This window comes from Psychrobacter sp. P2G3, from assembly GCF_001593285.1.
Lineage (GTDB): Bacteria > Pseudomonadota > Gammaproteobacteria > Pseudomonadales > Moraxellaceae > Psychrobacter.
Window position 1 is genome coordinate 2,773,659 of record NZ_CP012529.1, and the last position, 19,776, is coordinate 2,793,434.

General features: G+C 40.4%; 23 protein-coding genes and 1 tRNA gene. 12 read left to right on the forward strand and 12 right to left on the reverse strand.

Annotation, left to right across the window (positions count from 1 at the left end; all coding sequences use genetic code 11):
• The first annotated feature begins 72 nt into the window (after positions 1–72).
• Positions 73–816, forward strand: a complete 744-nt coding sequence (gene pnuC / locus AK823_RS11310) for a nicotinamide riboside transporter PnuC (RefSeq protein WP_068329307.1) — start codon at positions 73–75, stop codon at positions 814–816.
• A gap of 163 nt (positions 817–979) precedes the next feature.
• Positions 980–1,420 carry an Mpo1-like protein gene (locus AK823_RS11315; protein WP_068329310.1) on the forward strand — a complete coding sequence of 147 codons (441 nt, stop codon included), beginning with the start codon at positions 980–982 and terminating at the stop codon, positions 1,418–1,420.
• A 377-nt stretch (positions 1,421–1,797) separates the two neighbouring features.
• Here the strand turns inward: AK823_RS11315 and AK823_RS11320 are convergent, their stop codons facing one another.
• The 3 genes from AK823_RS11320 to AK823_RS11330 all read right to left on the reverse strand — a co-directional run bounded on the left by AK823_RS11320 (position 1,798) and on the right by AK823_RS11330 (position 4,513).
• Entirely contained in the window at positions 1,798–2,406 is a 609-nt protein-coding gene (locus AK823_RS11320) for a nitroreductase family protein (RefSeq protein ID WP_068329312.1), read from the reverse strand.
• A gap of 190 nt (positions 2,407–2,596) precedes the next feature.
• The gene (locus tag AK823_RS11325) at positions 2,597–3,535 is read right to left on the reverse strand and encodes a pirin family protein (protein ID WP_068329314.1); all 939 of its coding nucleotides are present in this window, start codon (positions 3,533–3,535) and stop codon (positions 2,597–2,599) included.
• A gap of 264 nt (positions 3,536–3,799) precedes the next feature.
• Positions 3,800–4,513 (reverse strand): pirin family protein, encoded by a 714-nt coding sequence (locus tag AK823_RS11330; protein ID WP_068329317.1) that lies wholly within the window; start codon positions 4,511–4,513, stop codon positions 3,800–3,802.
• Positions 4,514–4,794: 281 nt separating this feature from the next.
• Between AK823_RS11330 and AK823_RS11335 the strand changes: the two genes are divergently transcribed.
• On the forward strand, positions 4,795–5,130 hold the full coding sequence (locus AK823_RS11335) for a GNAT family N-acetyltransferase (RefSeq protein ID WP_068037640.1): 336 nt from the start codon (positions 4,795–4,797) through the stop codon (positions 5,128–5,130).
• Between the two features lie 97 nt (positions 5,131–5,227).
• Here AK823_RS11335 and ycaC read toward each other — a convergent pair whose 3' ends face one another.
• From ycaC to AK823_RS11360, 5 genes are all read right to left on the reverse strand, one after another.
• Entirely contained in the window at positions 5,228–5,896 is a 669-nt protein-coding gene (gene ycaC / locus AK823_RS11340; RefSeq protein ID WP_068037643.1) for an isochorismate family cysteine hydrolase YcaC, read from the reverse strand.
• 321 nt (positions 5,897–6,217) lie between these two features.
• Complete coding sequence (locus AK823_RS11345) at positions 6,218–6,874, reverse strand: YoaK family protein (RefSeq protein WP_227514166.1); 657 nt, start codon at positions 6,872–6,874, stop codon at positions 6,218–6,220.
• A gap of 285 nt (positions 6,875–7,159) precedes the next feature.
• Positions 7,160–7,813: a YoaK family protein gene (locus AK823_RS11350; protein ID WP_068039432.1), complete on the reverse strand. Its 654-nt coding sequence runs from the start codon at positions 7,811–7,813 to the stop codon at positions 7,160–7,162.
• Positions 7,814–7,919: 106 nt separating this feature from the next.
• Positions 7,920–8,474 (reverse strand): NAD(P)H-dependent oxidoreductase, encoded by a 555-nt coding sequence (locus tag AK823_RS11355; protein WP_068037654.1) that lies wholly within the window; start codon positions 8,472–8,474, stop codon positions 7,920–7,922.
• Between the two features lie 78 nt (positions 8,475–8,552).
• On the reverse strand, positions 8,553–8,960 hold the full coding sequence (locus tag AK823_RS11360; RefSeq protein ID WP_228138855.1) for a DoxX family protein: 408 nt from the start codon (positions 8,958–8,960) through the stop codon (positions 8,553–8,555).
• Between the two features lie 439 nt (positions 8,961–9,399).
• Here AK823_RS11360 and AK823_RS11365 point away from each other — a divergent pair, with 439 nt between their 5' ends.
• From AK823_RS11365 to AK823_RS11380, 4 genes are all read left to right on the forward strand, one after another.
• The gene (locus tag AK823_RS11365) at positions 9,400–10,008 is read left to right on the forward strand and encodes a YceI family protein (RefSeq protein WP_068329320.1); all 609 of its coding nucleotides are present in this window, start codon (positions 9,400–9,402) and stop codon (positions 10,006–10,008) included.
• A gap of 187 nt (positions 10,009–10,195) precedes the next feature.
• Positions 10,196–11,101: a LysR family transcriptional regulator gene (locus AK823_RS11370; protein WP_068329326.1), complete on the forward strand. Its 906-nt coding sequence runs from the start codon at positions 10,196–10,198 to the stop codon at positions 11,099–11,101.
• 123 nt (positions 11,102–11,224) lie between these two features.
• The gene (locus AK823_RS11375; RefSeq protein WP_203226559.1) at positions 11,225–12,394 is read left to right on the forward strand and encodes a hypothetical protein; all 1,170 of its coding nucleotides are present in this window, start codon (positions 11,225–11,227) and stop codon (positions 12,392–12,394) included.
• The gene (locus tag AK823_RS11380; RefSeq protein ID WP_068329328.1) at positions 12,394–13,197 is read left to right on the forward strand and encodes an SDR family NAD(P)-dependent oxidoreductase; all 804 of its coding nucleotides are present in this window, start codon (positions 12,394–12,396) and stop codon (positions 13,195–13,197) included. The genes AK823_RS11375 and AK823_RS11380 overlap by 1 nt, the downstream gene beginning before the upstream one ends.
• 155 nt (positions 13,198–13,352) lie before the next feature.
• Here the strand turns inward: AK823_RS11380 and AK823_RS11385 are convergent, their stop codons facing one another.
• Both AK823_RS11385 and AK823_RS11390 read right to left on the reverse strand, forming a co-directional pair.
• On the reverse strand, positions 13,353–14,144 hold the full coding sequence (locus AK823_RS11385; protein WP_068329330.1) for a glucose 1-dehydrogenase: 792 nt from the start codon (positions 14,142–14,144) through the stop codon (positions 13,353–13,355).
• 292 nt (positions 14,145–14,436) lie between these two features.
• Positions 14,437–14,511 (reverse strand) — tRNA-Gly (locus AK823_RS11390).
• A 570-nt stretch (positions 14,512–15,081) separates the two neighbouring features.
• Here AK823_RS11390 and AK823_RS11395 point away from each other — a divergent pair.
• The 4 genes from AK823_RS11395 to AK823_RS11410 all read left to right on the forward strand — a co-directional run bounded on the left by AK823_RS11395 (position 15,082) and on the right by AK823_RS11410 (position 17,547).
• Positions 15,082–15,894 carry a M48 family metallopeptidase gene (locus tag AK823_RS11395; RefSeq protein WP_068329332.1) on the forward strand — a complete coding sequence of 271 codons (813 nt, stop codon included), beginning with the start codon at positions 15,082–15,084 and terminating at the stop codon, positions 15,892–15,894.
• A 352-nt stretch (positions 15,895–16,246) separates the two neighbouring features.
• Positions 16,247–16,567 (forward strand): BolA family protein, encoded by a 321-nt coding sequence (locus AK823_RS11400; RefSeq protein ID WP_068329335.1) that lies wholly within the window; start codon positions 16,247–16,249, stop codon positions 16,565–16,567.
• A 74-nt stretch (positions 16,568–16,641) separates the two neighbouring features.
• Positions 16,642–17,001: a SirB2 family protein gene (locus AK823_RS11405; RefSeq protein WP_068329336.1), complete on the forward strand. Its 360-nt coding sequence runs from the start codon at positions 16,642–16,644 to the stop codon at positions 16,999–17,001.
• Between the two features lie 144 nt (positions 17,002–17,145).
• Entirely contained in the window at positions 17,146–17,547 is a 402-nt protein-coding gene (locus AK823_RS11410; protein ID WP_068037672.1) for a hypothetical protein, read from the forward strand.
• A 117-nt stretch (positions 17,548–17,664) separates the two neighbouring features.
• On the opposite strand, the gene trxC is transcribed toward AK823_RS11410, so the two are convergent.
• Both trxC and AK823_RS11420 read right to left on the reverse strand, forming a co-directional pair.
• A complete protein-coding gene (gene trxC / locus AK823_RS11415) occupies positions 17,665–18,102 on the reverse strand; it encodes a thioredoxin TrxC (RefSeq protein WP_068329345.1) in 438 nt (145 codons plus the stop codon).
• A 101-nt stretch (positions 18,103–18,203) separates the two neighbouring features.
• Complete coding sequence (locus tag AK823_RS11420; protein ID WP_068329346.1) at positions 18,204–19,073, reverse strand: MBL fold metallo-hydrolase; 870 nt, start codon at positions 19,071–19,073, stop codon at positions 18,204–18,206.
• Positions 19,074–19,480: 407 nt separating this feature from the next.
• Between AK823_RS11420 and AK823_RS14355 the strand changes: the two genes are divergently transcribed.
• On the forward strand, positions 19,481–19,768 hold the full coding sequence (locus AK823_RS14355; RefSeq protein WP_068039438.1) for a metalloregulator ArsR/SmtB family transcription factor: 288 nt from the start codon (positions 19,481–19,483) through the stop codon (positions 19,766–19,768).
• Positions 19,769–19,776 lie beyond the last annotated feature (8 nt).

A 19,776-nucleotide genomic window follows, 5' to 3' on the forward strand; every position in this document is an offset into this window, starting at 1 on the left:
GAAAACACCAAATTTATAAAGTTGCTTTTGTCAGTATTCTGCTGATACTCATATTTTTTAGGAAAAGAAGTTATGCGCATTCAGCTATTGGACAACATTACCGGAAAGTGGGCCATGCAATGGATTGTCATCTGGTTCATTTGCGGCGTTATTGCGTTATCTACAGGGTTTTGGCTTACTACAGAACATACAACACTCGATATATTTTATTTGGGTGTCTCTTTTGTCGGTTTGGTCTGTGTGGTGTCGTTGTCCTTCCGAAAAAACGTTATGGGTAATGGCCTTGGTATGGCGGCGACCGCTGGCGAGGTAGTAGTACAAGCAACTTCTGGTGCAGTAGGCTTGATGCTGGCACCTTTATTTAACTTTTTTACCCATGTTTACGGATTATTTTATTGGTCCAAGCATACTGATCTTGATGGTGACATGGTACCTAAGTCAGCCAGTAAATGGGTCTGGCTTATCACAGCTGCGTTTATTGCCATTGGCTTAGCGCTATTCCCAGTGGTTAACGATCTACTTGCCAGCTATGGCTATGCCGTCGTAGAAGACGATAACAGCAAGTTCTTAGGGATAATTTCTTTCTTTTGGATTAACGTTTTAGCCTTCGTGCTGTCTATTACAGCACAAGCAGCAATGATTCTGCGCTATTCATTTAATTGGTGGCTTTGGATTATCGTCAACTTCGTCTGGTTGATAGTAAACTTGATGTCTGGCAACTATATTTTTGCTATTCAAACGATGGTTTATCAAGTTAACGCCTTCATCGGCTTGTACGAGTGGCATCGTAGTGAGCAGACTTCCTTAGAAGTCTAGGTTTAACAAAGACACTAGATAGAAAATAGATCTGCTAAAACAAGCTCTTATGACTGTATGGTCTAGCTGATAATGTGGTAGATCATCGCAAATAATGCTACAACTAGTAGTTCAGCTTAACCTTAAATACTGAAAGAGCTTAAACACTAACAAGGAGGTTAGTATGTCGCGTATCAATCGTACAGGTATGTCCAAACGTACACTTGAGCAATGGCTGAGTGAGTATGCCGTCAGCCATCAAAACTTAATCAATAAAAAGATCCATTGGCTTTGCGTTCCTACTATCTTCGTTAGTCTGTTAGGAATGGGAATGTCGCTATCGGTCTGGTTTACATTGGTACTTAGCGCCTTAGTATTGTTGTTTTATATGCGCTTATCTACCCCGTTATTTATGGCGATGGGAATTTTTATCCTTATTTGTCTATCAGTGATGACTTTATTGCCATGGGGCTTTAAGGTTTGGGCAGCTGTCTTCATCGTAGCTTGGATTGGACAGTTTATCGGTCACAAAATCGAAGGCAAAAAACCATCATTTTTTGAAGATTTACAGTTTTTATTGATTGGTCCAGCTTGGGTAGCCAATAGCCTTATGAAACGTGAGTAGCGATCAGATAGCAGTGATTATAGTGTTGATTGGTTATTGATCATTCTCATAAAATCTAGGGCGTGTCCTTATAAAACAAATACAGTGCTACTGGGGTAAATTTTGCGTAGCCTCTGTCTGCGTAGGCACAGCAAGCAAGGAAAATTTATACCAGTAGCACGTTATAATAATTGTATTTTTTTACTTAGCATCGACTAGATATCGGTAACGTTTCTTTATGTTTTGAAAAGTTAATTTGAACAGCTAAAAATTTGTAAAAGCCAAAAAAAAGCGCCACCCAACTGATAGTCGGATGGCGCTTTTTGTTGCTGCTTCAATCATCAAACACACAATTCATATAGTATGTTCAGAAGACTAAACTATTTGATAATATTCCATTAACCAAATACTTTCATACGCTCTTCAACAGACTTAAACTCTTTATCGCCTGCTGGCTGCTCAATAGCACCGAATACCATTTGCGCATTCAATTCCCAATGTTCATCAATGTTCCAAGTGTCAGCCACTTTTTTATCGATGATTGGGTTGTAATGCTGCAAGTTAGCACCGATGTCGAGGCTAGCCAATGCTGTCCAGATTACATACTGGTGCATTGCATTGGTTTGGTCTGCCCAGATTGGGAACTTGTCAGCATATAAAGGAGCAGCCGCTTGCATGTTTCTAATGACGCTATGGTCTTCAAAGAACATAACCGTACCAGCGCCAGCTTTAAAGCCATCCATCTTTTGCTTGGTCGCAGCAAATTGCTCTTCATTATCGACAATACCACGTAAAGTATCTTCGGTAATTTGCCAAAGTTTTTGATGGTCATCACCAAACAACACAACGATACGCGTTGATTGCGAGTTAAAAGCTGATGGGGTGTGCAAAATAGCATGCTCAACCAGTTTAACGACTTCATCATTCGATACTGGTAGTTGATTGCTCAACGCATAGACAGAACGACGCTTTTCAGCAAGTTGATGCAACTTCTGTAAATCTGACATAGTACTTCTCCAAATTATTAATATGAATGGGTTAGAATAAATGCTAGATGAGTATGGTTAAAGAGTTAGACTCAATAACCATTCGCTAAAACAATCTAACTGATTATAAAGAAAACCAGCTTAAACTCGTACTTTCTTTTCGTAAAAAAACTTAACAATGTAATATATTATAAAAGTTATATTAAACAAACTAACCTTTAAAACCTTCAGGCAATTCTGGAGCAGGCAGACGCTTCATATCAGAATCAACTTCACCGAAACGTTCATGACCATTGTTCCAGTCAATAATTGATTGTTCAATCTCAGCTTTGTTGTCTGCGACGAAGTTCCACCATAGTAGCACTTGGTTGTTCAAAGGCTCACCGCCGATAAACATCACACGCGTACCTTTTTTGGCGACTAGCTTAATGCTTTCATTGTTGGCGACATCGGTATCATGAAAGCGCAGTAATTGATCTTGTGGGCATACTTTGCCTTCAGACTCAATCTCGCCTTCTGTAACCAAGATACCATATTCAAAACCTGGCTCTAAGTTGAGCGTGACTTCACCATCTTCTAAAAAGTAGACATCAATACCGACCATTTTTGAATATTGGATGGTAGGCGCTTCATAGCGCTCGCCTGATACGCTAGTATAGCTACCTGTCGTCAGTATCATCTCCACGCTATCCTCGCGCCACGTTGGCAGCTCTGGATAATGATGGAAGTCTGGCTCAATTTCTTTATCGGTAGGCAATGCAATCCATAGTTGTACCATGCTCAGCGCACGTGCCGCATCTGACGAGCCACCAGTATCTGGAAAGACGCTCTGCTCAGTATGGCTGATGCCTCGGTTAAGGCCTGTCCCTGCGGTCATGACGTTGACTTGATTTTTAGTGATCACTTGCTCATTACCCAAGCTGTCTTTGTGCAGCACTTCGCCATTTAACATCCAGCTAAAGGTTTGCAAATTAGTATGCGGATGACGGCCGACTTGCATGCCTGCATCATCTTCATCGAATTCAGCTGGGCCTGCATGATCCAAAAAGCACCAAGCGCCAATAGGCTTTTTGCCCGTATTGGGTAAAAGACGGGCAATTGGAATACCGCCAACATCTGCCAAACGTGGTTCTAAGATATCGATACTCATGGTTCACCTCTTATTATCAATTATGTGATATTCAATGGGATGTACATGACACTGTGCAAAATATGGTATGTACAAAATACAATAGGCAGAAGTAAAAGTAGCGCCGATAAACGATTTACCTGTCATAAATATAAATGTTATCAATATTTCGATACGCTACTTTTAACTATAGTACCTTATGACTCTAATAACCTCTAAATATTAGCATTTAAAGAGTAGCACCAAAACAGTTTAGAAACTGCTTTGGTACCTCTAAGAAGTGTCTTAGAAACTCATCGGCACTTCCATTAGTAGTACCTTAGCATCTTCTTCTACGTCCATCGTGAAGTTCTTAGTATCCCAAGCACCAAGTCCATCACGAGTATCCAAAGTGTTACCGTTTACGTTTACTTTACCGCTAATGACAAATATATAGACACCGTTATTAGGGTCATTTAACTGGTAAGTCTGAGTCACGCCTTTGTCAAAATCACCCATGCTAAACCAAGCATTTTGATGAATCCACACGCCAGCATCATCAGCGTTTGGTGACAATACTTGATTGAACTCGTTTGGCTGCATGATTTCATCCATGCGTACTTGCTGATAACGAGGCGCTACGTTCATTTTGTTTGGAATGACCCAAATCTGTAAGAACTTTACGTCCTCTTTGTCATCGCCATTCATCTCACTGTGAGTAATGCCAGTACCAGCTGACATAACTTGGATTTCACCCGTTTCGATAATGCCATTGTTACCAATGTTATCGCCATGACCGAGCTTACCAGATAATGGAATACTGATGATTTCCATATCGCGATGCGAGTGCTTACCAAAACCTTGACCACCGATGACAAAATCATCATTGATGACGCGTAGTGCGCCAAAGCCCATACGCTCTGGGTTGTGGTAATTTGCAAAACTAAAAGTGTGCTTGCTTTTGAGCCAGCCATGGTTTGCATCGCCACGAGAATCTGCTGCATGATAGATAGTTTTCATAATTTATCCTTATTTATTGAGGAGTTAAACATGTCTGAAAATTTACTATTAACGAACTTGTCTAAACAATGGAACTATTATAATTGTTGTTGAAGAAGAGATAAACATGGTAAATCGCAAATAACTATTCTTATTCTAAGAACAATTAAACAACCTTAATAGAGTAATATATTCATAACAGAACAATCAGCATAAGCTGTTAATATTATTAATGTTAACTAAATAGAGTTAAGTCTATAAAATGTTAAATAGATAAAACCAACTAATAAGGAAAGTTAATTATGTCTAATGAGTCAAACAGAGAGTCTTTAAATTACGAGCTGATCGATAATACTGAGCGAAAACGCTTTGAGATTCATGTTGATGGTCATATTGCTTTTGAGGACTATGAGTTTTTTACCACTAGTCAGGGTGAAAAAGGCATTGAATATAAACATACTGAAGTGCCAAAAGAATTGAGTGGACGCGGTATCGCAGGTTACCTTGTTAAATCAATCTTAGATGATGCTGCTGCTAAAGGTTTACGGGTCAAACCCACCTGCCCTTACGTCAATTCTTATATCGACAAGCATCCAGAGTATAAAGCCAACTCTGTATTTCATGACGCAAAACCTTAATAAAGTATCAAGTCAATAATAAAAAACGAGTCAAAAAAAACGCCATGCTAAAAAGCATGGCGTTTTTGATTCAACAATAAACAGTCAATAGCTTATATTACTTATTGCTGTCATCAGTTAAAGCGTTGTAGCTGTCGATTAATGGAGCATAAGCTGGGATTGTTTGATAGAAAAGGTCTAGGTACCCTTCCATATCTTCACGCCAGTCACGACGGATTTCATTGGCTACAGCGAACCAAGTCAGTGGTTGTGCGCCAGCAGCTACCATACGATCGATAGCAGAGGTACGGCTAAGCTCATTAAATGTACCTGAAGCATCAGTCACCACAAATACTTCATAGCCCGCTTTTAGGGCAGATAACGCTGGGAATGCAACACATACTTCAGTCACGATACCAGCAATAATCAATTGCTTACGACCAGTGGCTTCAATGGCTTTAACAAAATCTTCGTTGTCCCAAGCATTGATCTGACCAGGACGAGCGATATAAGGCGCATCAGCGAACATCTCTTTTAGCTCTGGCATCATAGGACCGTTTGGACCTTGCTCAAAACTAGTCGTCATCACTGCTGGCAAGTCAAAGTACTTAGTCAATTTTGCAAGTGCCATGACGTTATTTTTGAATTCAGCTGGCTCGATGTCACGAACTAAAGATAATAGACCTGCTTGATGATCTACGAATAACACAACAGCATTATCCAAAGATAGACGGTTGTATAAGTTGTCATCAGTTTTTAAATTTTCATTAGTATTTGAATCAGACATAATACTTTCCTTTTTTAGTGAAAAAATCAAAGTGGTCTAGTGCCGTTATCATACACGAACCATTTATTATAGTTAAGTTTAACTTAAAACTTACTATGCAATAGTAAATATTTCTTAAAAATATATTAGCATAACAATTTTATATTTCATTAATATGCTAGTATGTTGTTTGTTAGCTTTATGTTAAAAATTCTTTTTAAATCATAATGATAGCTATTAAATTAAAAACCTATCTGAATTTAAATATTTTTATTTATCACTTCTATCATTATTTTTATTACTGTTACTTTCTATCATTACTACTATTTAATCGATATAGCATTACTTACCTGTTGCATGTTTCAAAGACTGCTTATTACGCATTTTAATTGCCGCGTACAGTACTGGTAGGATGAAAGGTGCTATCGCCCATAGACCGATATAAATGTATAATACCGCGCCAAAAAAGGCACCTAAGGTAAAGCTAGCAACCAAAGTAAAGCTATGTCTCAGACTGTCCATGTTGCAATTATTGCGATCAAATACATAGTCAGACAAGTCGATACCAAGCTGAGTAGTGTTACCTGTCATCAGTAATGTAGGTTTCATCTTACCCATTACTGTTTTACCTGCAGTATTACGAATGGCAAAAGCGGTTAGACCTAAAAAGCCAGTAAAGGCGACTTCTAGCGTACCAGCTTGCTCAAAAGGACCGAAATAGATAGCCGACGCTAAAAATGCGAGTAAAAAGGCGACTTCCGCAAACAGTAAATTACTAAGTATTGGTTTGTTTGCGCTGGCAATATTGATAGCGCGTTTGGTAAGAATGACTGTAATCAAGAATACTGGTAACGCGCCTAATTTGACCCAAAGCCCATCACCACCTTCGACAAGTCCACCACCTGCCATCACCAAGTTACCTGTCACATGGTTGGTAAAGAAGCCGAGCAGTCCGACGAAACCAATGGTATCAATAGCACCGCCAACCGTAGTTAACATTACAGGTATCTGGTAACGTTGCCAAAACGTTAGATTAGAGTCTGGGTTGTTGTCCCGTACCTCATCACTTTCATCTTTTCTCTCATCTATATTAGCCATTGGACTCTCCTATGAATTTTGTAAACTCATTAACAATTTTTTGTATAAACTTCTGATTACGTTCGCTGATTTAACTATTATAATTGTTGACTATAAATAGATAAACCACGATGAACACAAATATAAGTTCTTGTTTTAAGAACAATAGAGCTCATAATCATTCAAAAATTGAAAGCGCTTAAAGCCTTAACCAATATTTCGTAAAAAATCCTTATCTCTAGACAAAATCGACAAGTAAAGAACTGGCAGTACAAATAAACCAACTGCCCAATAGCTCAACTTAACATACAGAACAGCGCCTAATAACGCACCAATCACAAAGCTCATGACCAACGCTGAGCTATGAACTAACTTTTTAGCATTCTCAGACGTTCTATTTGATAAGTAATCTGATAGGCCTATTCCTAACTGCGTAGTATTGCCTGTCATCAGTACCGTTGGACTCATGTGCTTAATGACTGTTTTGCTGGCCGTATTACGAATCGCTAAAGCCGTTAAACCTAAGCCACCAGTTATCGCAACGGTAATAGCACCTGCATCGATAAAGGGTTGAAAAGACAAGCCCGCGATCATAAATGCGGTCAAAAACACTGCTTCAGCTAAGAATAAATGACTCAGGATCAGCTGCTGTTTTTTGCTTTTATCTATGTATATCTTCGTTACTACTACCGTCAAAATAAACAGCGGTACAGATGCAAGCTTAATCCATAGACCATCTTCGCCTTTCACCAAGCCGCTACCTGCTAGTACTAAGTTACCAGTAACATGAGCGGTAAAAAACCCAAACAAAGTTATAAAGCCAATGGTATCAATGGCACCGCCAACGACCGTGAGTAACACGGGCGCTTGATAACGTTGCCAAAAGCTTGATGGCTTACCATCTTGAGCACCACTCTTATCATTCTTAGATACAGTATTGTTAGATTCAATGTTGTTAGAGGCGCTGTTATGCACTGGCATTTCCGGCAAACACTACAAACTCATCCACAAACTTTTGCAGGAATTTTTGCGTGCGCTCACTGACGCTACCATCTTCATTTAGGCTATCAGTAGCATGGCCTAGGTATACTTCAGGGCTAATCATCATTTGAGCCGATAGCATTTGCATGCTTTTACGGACATCGAGACCGCTAGCTCTGCCACCATAAGTGCCAGGAGACGCTGTCACTACTGCTACTTTTTTGTCTGTCCAAGCGCTATCGCCATGAGGACGAGAGGCGATATCGATGACATTTTTTAAGGCAGCAGGCATCGTACGATTATGCTCTGGTGTGACAATCAATATGGCATCAGCATTTTTAATCTGCTTACGGACACGATCATAACTCTCAATCGTCTGGTCATCATAATCTTGATTATAAAGAGGCAAGTCTGCGATATTCACTTCTGTCACCGTGAGGCTATCTGGAAATTGCGACACCATATATTCTGCAAACTTACGATTGATTGATGCCTCTCGTAAGCTACCAATGATTAGGGCTATATTCGTCGATGCGTTCATAATGATGAAGACCTCCTCTTTACCGTACGTTAATTGATTTAATTGTGCTTAGCTTAGCGTTACTTAATTTAGCGTTGCTTAGTGTAACGTTCTTGTTCTGGGTGCATGATCTTTATCAACTGAATAAGCGCCTGGACCATGAGCAAATATCATTAAGAAACCACCAGCCATCGCGATGTTTTTCATAAATGGGTTCATCTGTGATTCGTCATTCCAGAATTGATGGAAAATAAGCGCAGAAACGATATTGAATCCAACAAATAACAATGATATTAGACGTGCTTTAAAGCCAATTAAGATAGCAATACCACCTAATAACTCAAGTGCAATCACTAGTGGCAATAGTAAGCTTGGTACGCCTACCGATTCCATATAACCTGCTGTTGCAGCGTAACCCGTAATCTTAGAAAACCCTGAAAAAATAAAAATCATTGATAAAAATAGGCGACCAATAGGGGCGCTCATATCTTGTAATTTATCCATCATTACTCTCCATAAATTTATGAATATATATTTACGAATGTAGATATATTTAAGTTTTTTTCGACTGTTTGTTCAGTGGAATTATTGTACACATTGACTAAATTTATATAAACAGCAATAATCACAAATATCTGTTCTTATTTTGAGAACAATTAATAATTACTTAATTACTTTAGCGGGGTTTATTTATTGAAGTATTTACAACAGCCCCAAATAGTACAAAAAATAACGGAAATATACATTTTTCGATACTGTTGAGCATCAAATACAGTCGTTTTTTGCTAAACTTATCAATTCAATGCATAAGCTATGCTTAACAAGCAAGCTTCCAAATTAAATCAGTCTTTGAGCTGATAACTGAAAAAGGCGGTATATTTACTCAACCCTGTACTTGCTTATATGTAACCTAATCAATTTACTTACTTAAAAAGGATTATCTATCATGACTTTAAAATCTATCAAACAAGCAAATCGCGTTGTGGCTTTTGCTGCTATCAGTGCTCTTGGCATGCTTAGCACTTTAGGTCACGCTGCTACTTACGAGCTTGACCCTCACCATACCGCAGTGCGCTTTTCTGTCGATCACTTTGGCACCACGACCAACGCTGGTGGCTTCCATAATCTATCGGGCACACTTGAGTACGCACCTGAAGATCAAAAAGGTTTTATAGGGATTACTATCCCTATGGGTAGCTTGAGCACAGGCCTCAAAATCTTTGATGGACATCTAAAATCTGCTGACTTTTTTAATGTAGAAAAATACCCAACGGCTTATTTTAAATCTACTGAGTGGCAGTTTGATGGCGATAAAGTCAAGGCAGTCAAAGGTGACTTAACGCTGCTTGATAAGACTCACCCTGTGACTTTAACGGCTACTAAGTTTAACTGCTATGACAACCCTTTATTAAAAGCTGAAGCTTGTGGTGGTGATTTTGAAACCACTATCGATAGAACCAAATGGGGTATCGATACTTATACAGATGGCGGTATGATGAAAGACATCAAACTGGTCATTCAAGTAGAAGCCAGCAAAAAGGCAGATCTTAAATAAGGCTGGTTCATCCCCTTAAAACAATATGTAATAACACATTATTTAATAGAAGTAGGCTGGGTTTTTTAACCCAGCTTTTTTGATTCTGCGAGATTTTGCAAGGGGAGTTCTACTTAAAGAACTCCCCTTGCAAAGCTATAAGATAAGATAATACGATATAGCGGGCAACGATAATAGGGTAGCTAGGATGGGACAACTAGAAGATATGGCAATGTTTGTACGCATTGTCGAAGCCGGTAGTATTACTAAAGCCGCTGAGCAGTTAGATGTTGCCAAATCGGCTGTGAGTAGGCGTTTAAAGGATTTAGAGACTCGCTTGGGCAATCAGTTGATAAGCCGGACCACTCGGCAGTCTAACTTGACCGAGGCTGGTGAGCATTATTACCGACAGGCGAACAATATACTCAGTGAAGTGGACGCACTTAACGAGCAGACCAGTGGTGCGCCTACACGCATTGAAGGCACGCTAAAGATGACAGCACCCCTGTCATTTGGGCTTATGCATCTGAATGATGTGATTGATGAGTACGCCAATCAACATCCCAATCTAAGCTTTGATTTGGATTTTTCTGATCGACACGTTGACTTGATTGAAGAGGGTTTTGAGTTAGCCATTCGTATTAGAGAGCTACAAGACTCCAGCTATCAGGCAAAGCGTTTAGCGCTGATTCGTTATGCGCTTTGTGCCAGCCCAGAGTATTTAGAAAAGATGGGAACGCCTGAGACCCTAGAAGACTTACAAGAACATGAGTTCTTGCAATATGGTCTGGGCAAAACAAGCACGTTAACCCTGACGGACGCGCAAGGGAAAAAACACAACCATACAATAAACGCAAAAATCAAAGCGACTAATGGTGAGTTCTTAGTGGATTTGGCAGTGAAAGGTCATGGTATTATTTTTATACCAACCTTTATCGCTTACCAAAGATTGGCCAAAGGTGAGCTAGTGCCTATTCTTAAGCAGTATCAATTGCCCACCCTTAATGCTTATGCGGTTTACCCTAAGAACCGCTTCTTGTCACAGCGCTGCCGTTATTTGATTGACTTTATTGCAGAGCGTTTTGGCGACCATCCTTATTGGGATGAGTTCTGATAAACAAATACATAATCTGACCTAACATAGTAGAACCCAACAGTTTTCTAAAGTCGCTATAAACCTTAAAACAATGTTGCTAGTATTGTCTCAAGATATCCATCAGTCATAAGGAGATGCATTATGGATTTGCAAGCACTAGGCATGAAAGCGATTAACGACTTTGATAACGTACGCCAAAGTCCACTACCTCAAGAGCGTCTAAACACAGCTCGCAAGCAGGCAAGCGCATTCAGAGAACGCTTTATGGATGAGCCACCTGTTCAATTTTATCAAAGCGCCGATATGGTTAGAGTGCCCTACCCAACATGGTACGCTTACAGCGGCGTCTATACCCAAAGCACTTATAAATTCCCCTACCTTCATATTCTTAACCGTATTTTTATCATTCAATATCATGACTTTTTAGGCGAATTAAAGACTTTGCTGTTCTCTCCTTCTGATATCGAAGCAGACCGCGAGACGCCGTTTTTTAAGCGCTTAACGGACAAGATGCCCAACTGGTCACCGCTTGAAAGCGTGGTCGCTCCCATCATCCGTGATGTGGCAGGTGCACTTGCGGAAGTCGGCTTAGCACCAGAAGATGTTGATTACATCAGCTATGATCATCTGCATACCCAAGATATACGTCGCTGGCTTGGCACTAAAAATACAGGCACTACAAACACAGGCACGAAAGATAACGCTGCCTACTTCCCTAATGCCAAAATTTTGGTGCATGAGCAAGAGTGGCTAAGTACCACTGCCTTGCTGCCAGTGCAAGCGGATTGGTATTGTCCCAACGGCATCGAAGGCGTCGACCCTGATAAAGTCATTAAGTTTACTGGGAGTATCCAATTGGGCAAAGGCTTGGCGCTGGTGCATACTCCAGGTCATACCGAGGGCAATCATTCACTAGTCGCGCGCGTGCCAGATGGTATAAGAGTCACCTCAGAGAATGGCGTCGGCGCAGATGCTTACGCTCCAATGAACTCAAAAGTGAATGCCTTTCGCCGTTATGCTCAGCAGACAGGCATGGAAGTCATCCTAAACGGCAACACGCTTGAAGGCAGTAATGAACAATATATCTCGATGGTCGTTGAAAAAACCATCGCCGGTCCCTCTAAAAACCCTGACTTTCCTAACTGCGCTTCAAGCAGTGAAGCGACCCCTTACTGGCTTATCCCTGGTCATAAAGTCAGTCATCTCATCGGTGAGGCAAAATTCGGAACTTTACAGAAAAAATCGGAAAAAAGTCGCTCAGCGCAGACAACTGCCACGAAAGATAGCTCAATGCAAAAGGAAAGTGCCTAATGGGTTATTTTACCAATAAGACGGTTTATATTACTGGCGCAGCCTCAGGTATTGGATTAGAGACTGCTAAGCAACTGATTAACCAAGGTTCTAACCTAGTACTGTTTGATGTACAACCGCTTGATGAGGTGCTATCAAGCTTGCAAGCTATGAATAAAAATGACGCTTCAATTGCAACCTATCAGTTGGATGTGACCGATGCGGATATGACCACTAAGCAAATCGCTACAGCTGCCGAAAGCTTATCGCCAGATATTTTAATGCATTTCGTGGGGATTACAGGGCCTTGGACTTTTGATGATATGAGCCAAGAGCAATTTGAGCGGGTGATGAACATCAATCTATTCGGTACACGCAACGTACTGTCTGCTGTGCGTCCGTTTTTATCACGTGGCAAGCAAGTCATGGTTACCGCTTCCATGTCATCCTTCACTGGTAGTTATGGCTACAGCTCTTATAGTGCCTCGAAGTTTGCCATTTGGGGCATGATGCAGTCGATAAACTTTGAATGGAAGCCATTGGGTATCGATATTACCGTCTTCGCCCCACCGCCGATAGATACACCATTGACACAATCTGAAGTCGGCGTCATGTCGCAAGCTGGCGTCGGTATGAAAAAGTTAGCAGGTGAGCTGAAGATTGAGGGCGCGGTTAAATCCATGTTAAAAGGCGTAGAAAACCGAGAGTTTCTAGTCGTACCAGGCGTAATAGCGAACTTAATTAGATTACAGTTGCGTTTTTTTCCAGTGAAATGGGTGAATTGGATAGGCAATAAAACCGTGGCATTGTCCATAAAGAAGTAAATAGTTTGTTAATTAACTTACAGACAAAAGCCAAGCATATTGCTTGGCTTTTTTTTGTGAAAATATACTGATAATAAAAAAAGCATCATCTAGTCAAAAGTCAGATGATGCTTTTACTTTAATACTTTGATTTCAATACTTTTATATCGTCAATTTTAATCTAAAGTTTGCACACCGCTACCATTTACAAACAGTGTCTGACCACTCACCCACTCTGATATGGGTGCGGAAAAATACAGCATCGCACCAGCGATATCCTCTGCTTCACCTAGACGTTTAATAGGCGTATGCGCTAGCATCTTCTCTTCAATCTCAGGCGTGAGCACTGTTTTTAGTGCGTCCGTTTGCGTGGCACCAAGGCCAACGGCATTAATACGTACTTCTGGGCCGAAGTCATGAGCTAGGTTGGCTACCATATGGTTCACCGCGGCTTTCGATGCTGCATATCCACTCATATCAGGGCTTTTATTGATACTCGACATCGACGTTGTGATAACGATTGAGCCGTAACCTGACTTTTTCATATGCGGTACACATAGCTGACATAGGCGCCATGCGCTAAAGACATTTAACTCAAAATCACGACGGAAGTCATTCACCGAAATCTCAAACGGATTCTCTTGGCCACCACCGCCACCACCAGCGTTATTAATCAATATGTTGATAGAACCAAATGTTTCCATAGCTTTATCAACCATAGCGACCAAATCTTCATCTTTTAAGATATTACACTCAACCGCCAATGCTTTGACACCATAGCTTTCGATTTCTTGTGCAGCCGCTTTAGCATCGTCAATTTTTAAATCAGCGATGACAATATTTGCCCCAGCTTGTGCTAAACGTAGCGCAGAAGCCTTACCAATGCCATTGGCACCGCCAGTCACGATGGCAGTTTTGCCAGATAAATCGAATAATTTATCAAAGGTTTTAGGTTCAAATGCTTGCATACTTATTCCTTATAATAGTTATTTATATCATTCTTTATATTACTGGCTATAAATTGGTTGTCGGCTCTAACTGAACCATTTAATAAGTATGCGTGGTTTGGCGCATACTTATTAAATGGTTGATGTGACAAATCATCAGTCTTTTGTAATCGACACTTTACAACGAGAACAGTCGTTATAAAAATATCGTATGTTCCAGTAGCTATTAGTATTAGAAATTAGCGCTATAAATTTTACCCATAAAAAAAGCCCCACAATGAAGTGAGGCTTTAGTGCTCTTTCAAGCCATATTTGGAGCGGGAAAAGAGATTCGAACTCTCGACCCCAACCTTGGCAAGGTTATGCTCTACCACTGAGCTATTCCCGCTGGATATCAAACCGTAATATTAATAACTACTACGTCTCGATAGGCTGGCTATTTTAGCAAATATTCTGTGAGTGTCAATATGTTTTTTAAAAATTATTGCTAATATTGTTATTTCCAGACTAAGCTAAAGAGATAATCTGGCATAAACTACTGATTTAATGACAAGTATTAATCGTAAATTGTGTTTGGATTATTTTACGGTGGTAAGAGAAATATATCTGATGTTATGCTTATTTTGTTAATAACCATACGTTTTACAGTTGTAATATATTCATCTACCCTACTTATAACTTTTTTTATCGCTCACTCTTGTCTCCATGTACTATCACCTACCTTGCCTTTCTGTACTTCACTTACAATCATACGTTGTATTGTTACTTTTCCTGCATTGGTTTTACCTCGTTAACATTATTATACTTATGTCTGACAATAGTTCGGGTAAAATTTTACTGGTTAGGTAGATTAGCAAACGGTAGTAGAACTTAAATAACAAACTATCATTTTGTCTACTGTACTAATATCAGCTTTGTTCAACTTTTCTTTTTACTATTTATATCGAGGATATTTATTATGAAAAAACTGCTTACCACTACGGTAATGACAGCTTCACTGTCGGCACTTGCATTGACTGGCTGTACCAGTACCACAAATAGTGGTGCCGTTGGTGTTGACCGTCAGCAGCTGTTACTAGTCTCGAATGAGCAAGTTTTGCAATTATCAGCGCAAAGTTATGCCAAAACAATGCAAGAAGCAAAGGCGCGCGGCTTACTCGACACCAATAAAGCCCAGCTCAATCGTTTAAAGAACATCTCTAACCGTTTAATCGGTCAAGTTGGTGTGTATCGTCCAGATGCAGTGAAATGGCAATGGGAAGTGCATACTATCAAGTCTGATCAGCTAAATGCCTTTGTCATGCCTGGTGGTAAGATTATGTTTTATTCAGGCATCATTGACCGTCTAAACCTGACTGACGATGAGATAGCTGCCATTATGGGTCATGAGATGTCTCATGCGCTTCGTGAACATTCACGCGAGCGTATCTCACGCGAATATGCCACTCAAACAGGTATCGGTGTAGCAGCCAGTATTTTTGGTTTGTCACAAGGTCAAGCACAGTTAGCAACCGTAGCCGGCGACCTAGGTCTAAGCCGTCCGCACAGTCGTACACAAGAAGCTGAAGCAGATCAAATTGGTCTTGAGCTAATGGCACGCGCAGGTTACAACCCGCAAGCTACTATTAGCTTATGGCAAAAAATGCAACGCGCTAGCCAAGGTGAGCCACCACAGTTCTTAAGTACTCACCCGAGTAGCAGCAATCGCATTGTCGAATTACAATCATTAATGCCTAAGGTAATGCCGCTATACCAAAAATCACGTCGTTAATCGTGAGTTTTTAGACGTTATATTTTGAGTAAGTTCCTGGAATAAGTTGCTATAGATCATAACAAGCAGAGTGCAAACCATGTGTTGCGCTCTGCTTTTTTGTATCTCTAGTTAAGAAGCTTTTGCACCAAAAAACCGTTTACTCGATAATTTTTGGCAGTTAGAGATTCTGTTCTTTAGAAGTTATATTTCTTAGAAGCCATGCCCAATTTAATAGCGCCCTGTACAGCTAGCAGCGTCTGCTATAATGGGCACAATATGTCATTCACAAATTGCTAAATTCTAAATAGTTACCATTAGACAAAATTTATTAAGAAAAAAACATCAAGCAAGAATACATTTAAGGATTGCTATGAATACCACACCTACTGCTGATGCTCTAAGTGCCGAGCTACAAGCCCTACAACCTCAGCATATCGAACTGATTAACGAGTCAATGAATCATGCTGGTTATTTTGAAGGTAAAGAAAGCCACTTTAAACTGACCATCGTGAGTGACGCCTTTGAAGGTAAGCGCTTGGTTGGACGCCACCAATTAATATACGGGCTGGTTACACCATTACTGACCTCACAAGGCGGCCAAGTACACGCCTTAGCTATTCATGCGTACACACCGACCGAATGGCAAGGCCAAAGCCCTGATAGCCCGTTATGTGCTGGACAAAACAAGTAGTCAGTCATATTCATATAATAATTAGATATTATAAATAAGCTTGCAAATTGCAACTGTAAAGGAAACCACATTCGATGAAACATTTACATATGCTAATGGCATTACTAGTCGTTGTACTATTTTTATATCAAAGCTATCTGGTATTAAGCGCCAATAGACGGGCACCACGTGTGGTTAAAATAGCCAATCATATTGTCTATGCTTTAGTCATACTTTCAGGGGCTATGATGCTGATGCAGCTGATGAGTGCGAACGCACCTGTCCAATGGGTATTTGCTAAAATAATCTTACTTGTCGCTGCCATTAGCGCTAGTATTAAAGCATTCAACAATCATGCGACACCTACCCAAAGAAAAACAGGAATTCTCATTGCGGCTGTTGCCTACATTGGTATTGTGATACTCGCCTTTGCTAAACCTGCAAACTTATTTTGATCCTGATTCGATCGTCGATTTATCCTTAATAAAATTATTAACTGCACGAAATTACATTTAATAATTGGTGTATTTTTCAATATCTTAATCACTTTATTTTTGCTATCTTAAACAAATACAATCACTTAGCCTTATGGAGCCACTATGAAAACTCTTACTGCAGCGACACTACTAGCATCAGCTGGCATTTTTGGTCTCTCAGGCTGCGCATCTACCGGTAATATCACGCCACAATATGTACCGCCAAGTACCTATCAGAACTATAACTGCCAAACACTTAGCCAAGAATATAACCGTGTAAATCGTTATGTTGATGCCGCTCGTAATGAGCAGTCAACTTTGTCTACTTCAGGTGTCGGTGTTGGGGTTTCTGCTGGACGCTGGGGGATCTCACCTAATATCAGCTTTGGGGTTGGTAAAAGCAACAATACTAAAGCCCGCGATGCTAAGTTATCACGGCTTTACGGCGAGCGTGACGCGATTGTTCAATCTGCCCGTATCCAGCGTTGTAGCTTCGTCAATGGCGTTAAGATTTATGGTGAATAAATAAACTATATATAAAGTCGTTAAGGTATTATCGTTATCTCATCAAAAAAGCCAATACGCAATTAACGTATTGGCTTTTTGTTGTCTAATCATAACGAGCAATAACTCAGTCTAAGATTAAGAATTTAAGCTTTGCACCCATTGAACGATTTGTCCGCTAGGTAATGCGCCTGACTGACGCGCGACTTCTTTACCGTTTTTAAAGGCCACCATCGTCGGCAAGCTGCGAATATTGTAAGGTGCAGTTGCTTGCTCGTATTTATCAGTCTGTACTTTAGCAAAGACCACTTGTGGCAATTGACTGGCTGCCGTCTTAAACTGTGGCGCCATCATAATACAGGGCTGACACCAGCTCGCCCAAAAGTCAATAATGGTCAATACATCGTTTTTTTGAATGATTTTATTGGCTGTTTGCGCGTTTAGCTCATGAGGGCTACCGGTTAATAATGGTTGACCGCATTTACCACATTTTGGCGCAGCACTCAGCCGTGCAATTGGTACACGATTGGTTGCTTGGCAATGCGGGCATACTAGATGAGAGTTTGGCTCACTCATTATAGAACTCCTGTTTCAATGGCTATCATGATTTATTTTTATTCAAACTATTCACTAAGCCATGTTAAATATACCATAACACTGTACTTATCCATTATCCATTATCCAAGTGCGTTAATGGGTATTTTTAGATAACGAGTACCGTTGTCTTCTGGCTTTGGAAAGTGACCAGCATCAATATTGACTTGTACCGCTGGAATAATCAGACGTGGCATTCCAAGAGTAGCATCACGACGTTCACGCATCTGTACAAATTCTGCTTCATTAATACCGTCTTTCACATGAATATTGCCCAGCTTCTGCGCAGCGACAGTGGTGGTTGGGCAATGCTTGCGACCTTTACTCGGATAATCATGACACAGATACATGATCGTATTTTCAGGGAGTGCTAACAGTTTTTGGATTGACTGATACAGCGTTTTGGCATCACCACCGGGGAAGTCGCAGCGCGCCGTACCCACATCAGGTGCAAATAATGTATCCCCAACAAAGACCGCGGTTTTTTCTTTATCAGTAGCAATATAGGCCATATCAGCACGCGTATGACCTGGCACATACATCGCGGTGATGGTAATGCTACCAAGCTCTAATGTCTCACCATCGTCTGTCAAAATATCAAACTGGCTGGCATCGGTACGAAAACTGGTATCGAAGTTAAAAATCTGTTTAAATATTTTTTGTACTTCGGTGATATGCTGACCTATAACTAATTGGCCGCCAAGTGTTTCTTTTACATGGATAGCAGCCGATAGATGATCCGCATGCGCATGGGTCTCAATGATATAGACTAGCTCCCAACCATGCTCACGTACAAACTCAATGACCTCGTCAATGCTTTTGGTATCAGTGCTTCCTGAGTTGGAATCAAAGTCCAATACCGGATCGATAATCGCGCACAGTTTTTGCTGAACGTCGGCTAGTACGTGCGTATAGGTCTCGGTGTCGCTATGTAAGAATGAATGAACTTGCATGGCTGCCTCTCTACTTTTATATGAATGATTTAATCGTAAGAGTAATTAATTATATGGGCGTTCGATAATAAGAATGTTTTAATCTCTAAATAACACTTAAGTATAATATTCAGTCGTATATAATATTTAAATGTGCTAACGACTTATTTAAGACAACCAATATAGCAACTACGATACATTTTATCAATTTATATAATGTAATTAATGATAACTTGCTATAATTTTTGATATCATTGATAATTAACTATCTATTTATTAACAAGACAGCGCCCTCTATCGCTCTCTTATATAAGGAGCTCACTCTGACTACTTCTACTTCAGCATTGGGTACATCGACTCACAGCATTAGCGATGATGTATCACTTGATAATACAGCCGACTTTGCACCAATAGATCTTGCTAAGCAAATGCAACAAGCATCCATGCAAGCCAGCCAATTATTGAAGTCGCTCTCGCATCCCGATCGTTTGCTTTTATTATGCCAGCTGACTCAAGGTGAATACTGTGTCGGTGAGCTTGAAGGCTTGGTCGGTGTTGGACAGCCAAGTCTATCGCAGCAGCTGGGCATCCTACGTAAGGATGAACTGGTCACGACACGTCGCGAAGGCAAGCAAATTTACTATAGTATCGCAAGCGACGATGCCTTAGCCGTACTAGAGCTACTGTATCAACGTTTTTGTGCCAAAGCAGAATAATAGCGTAC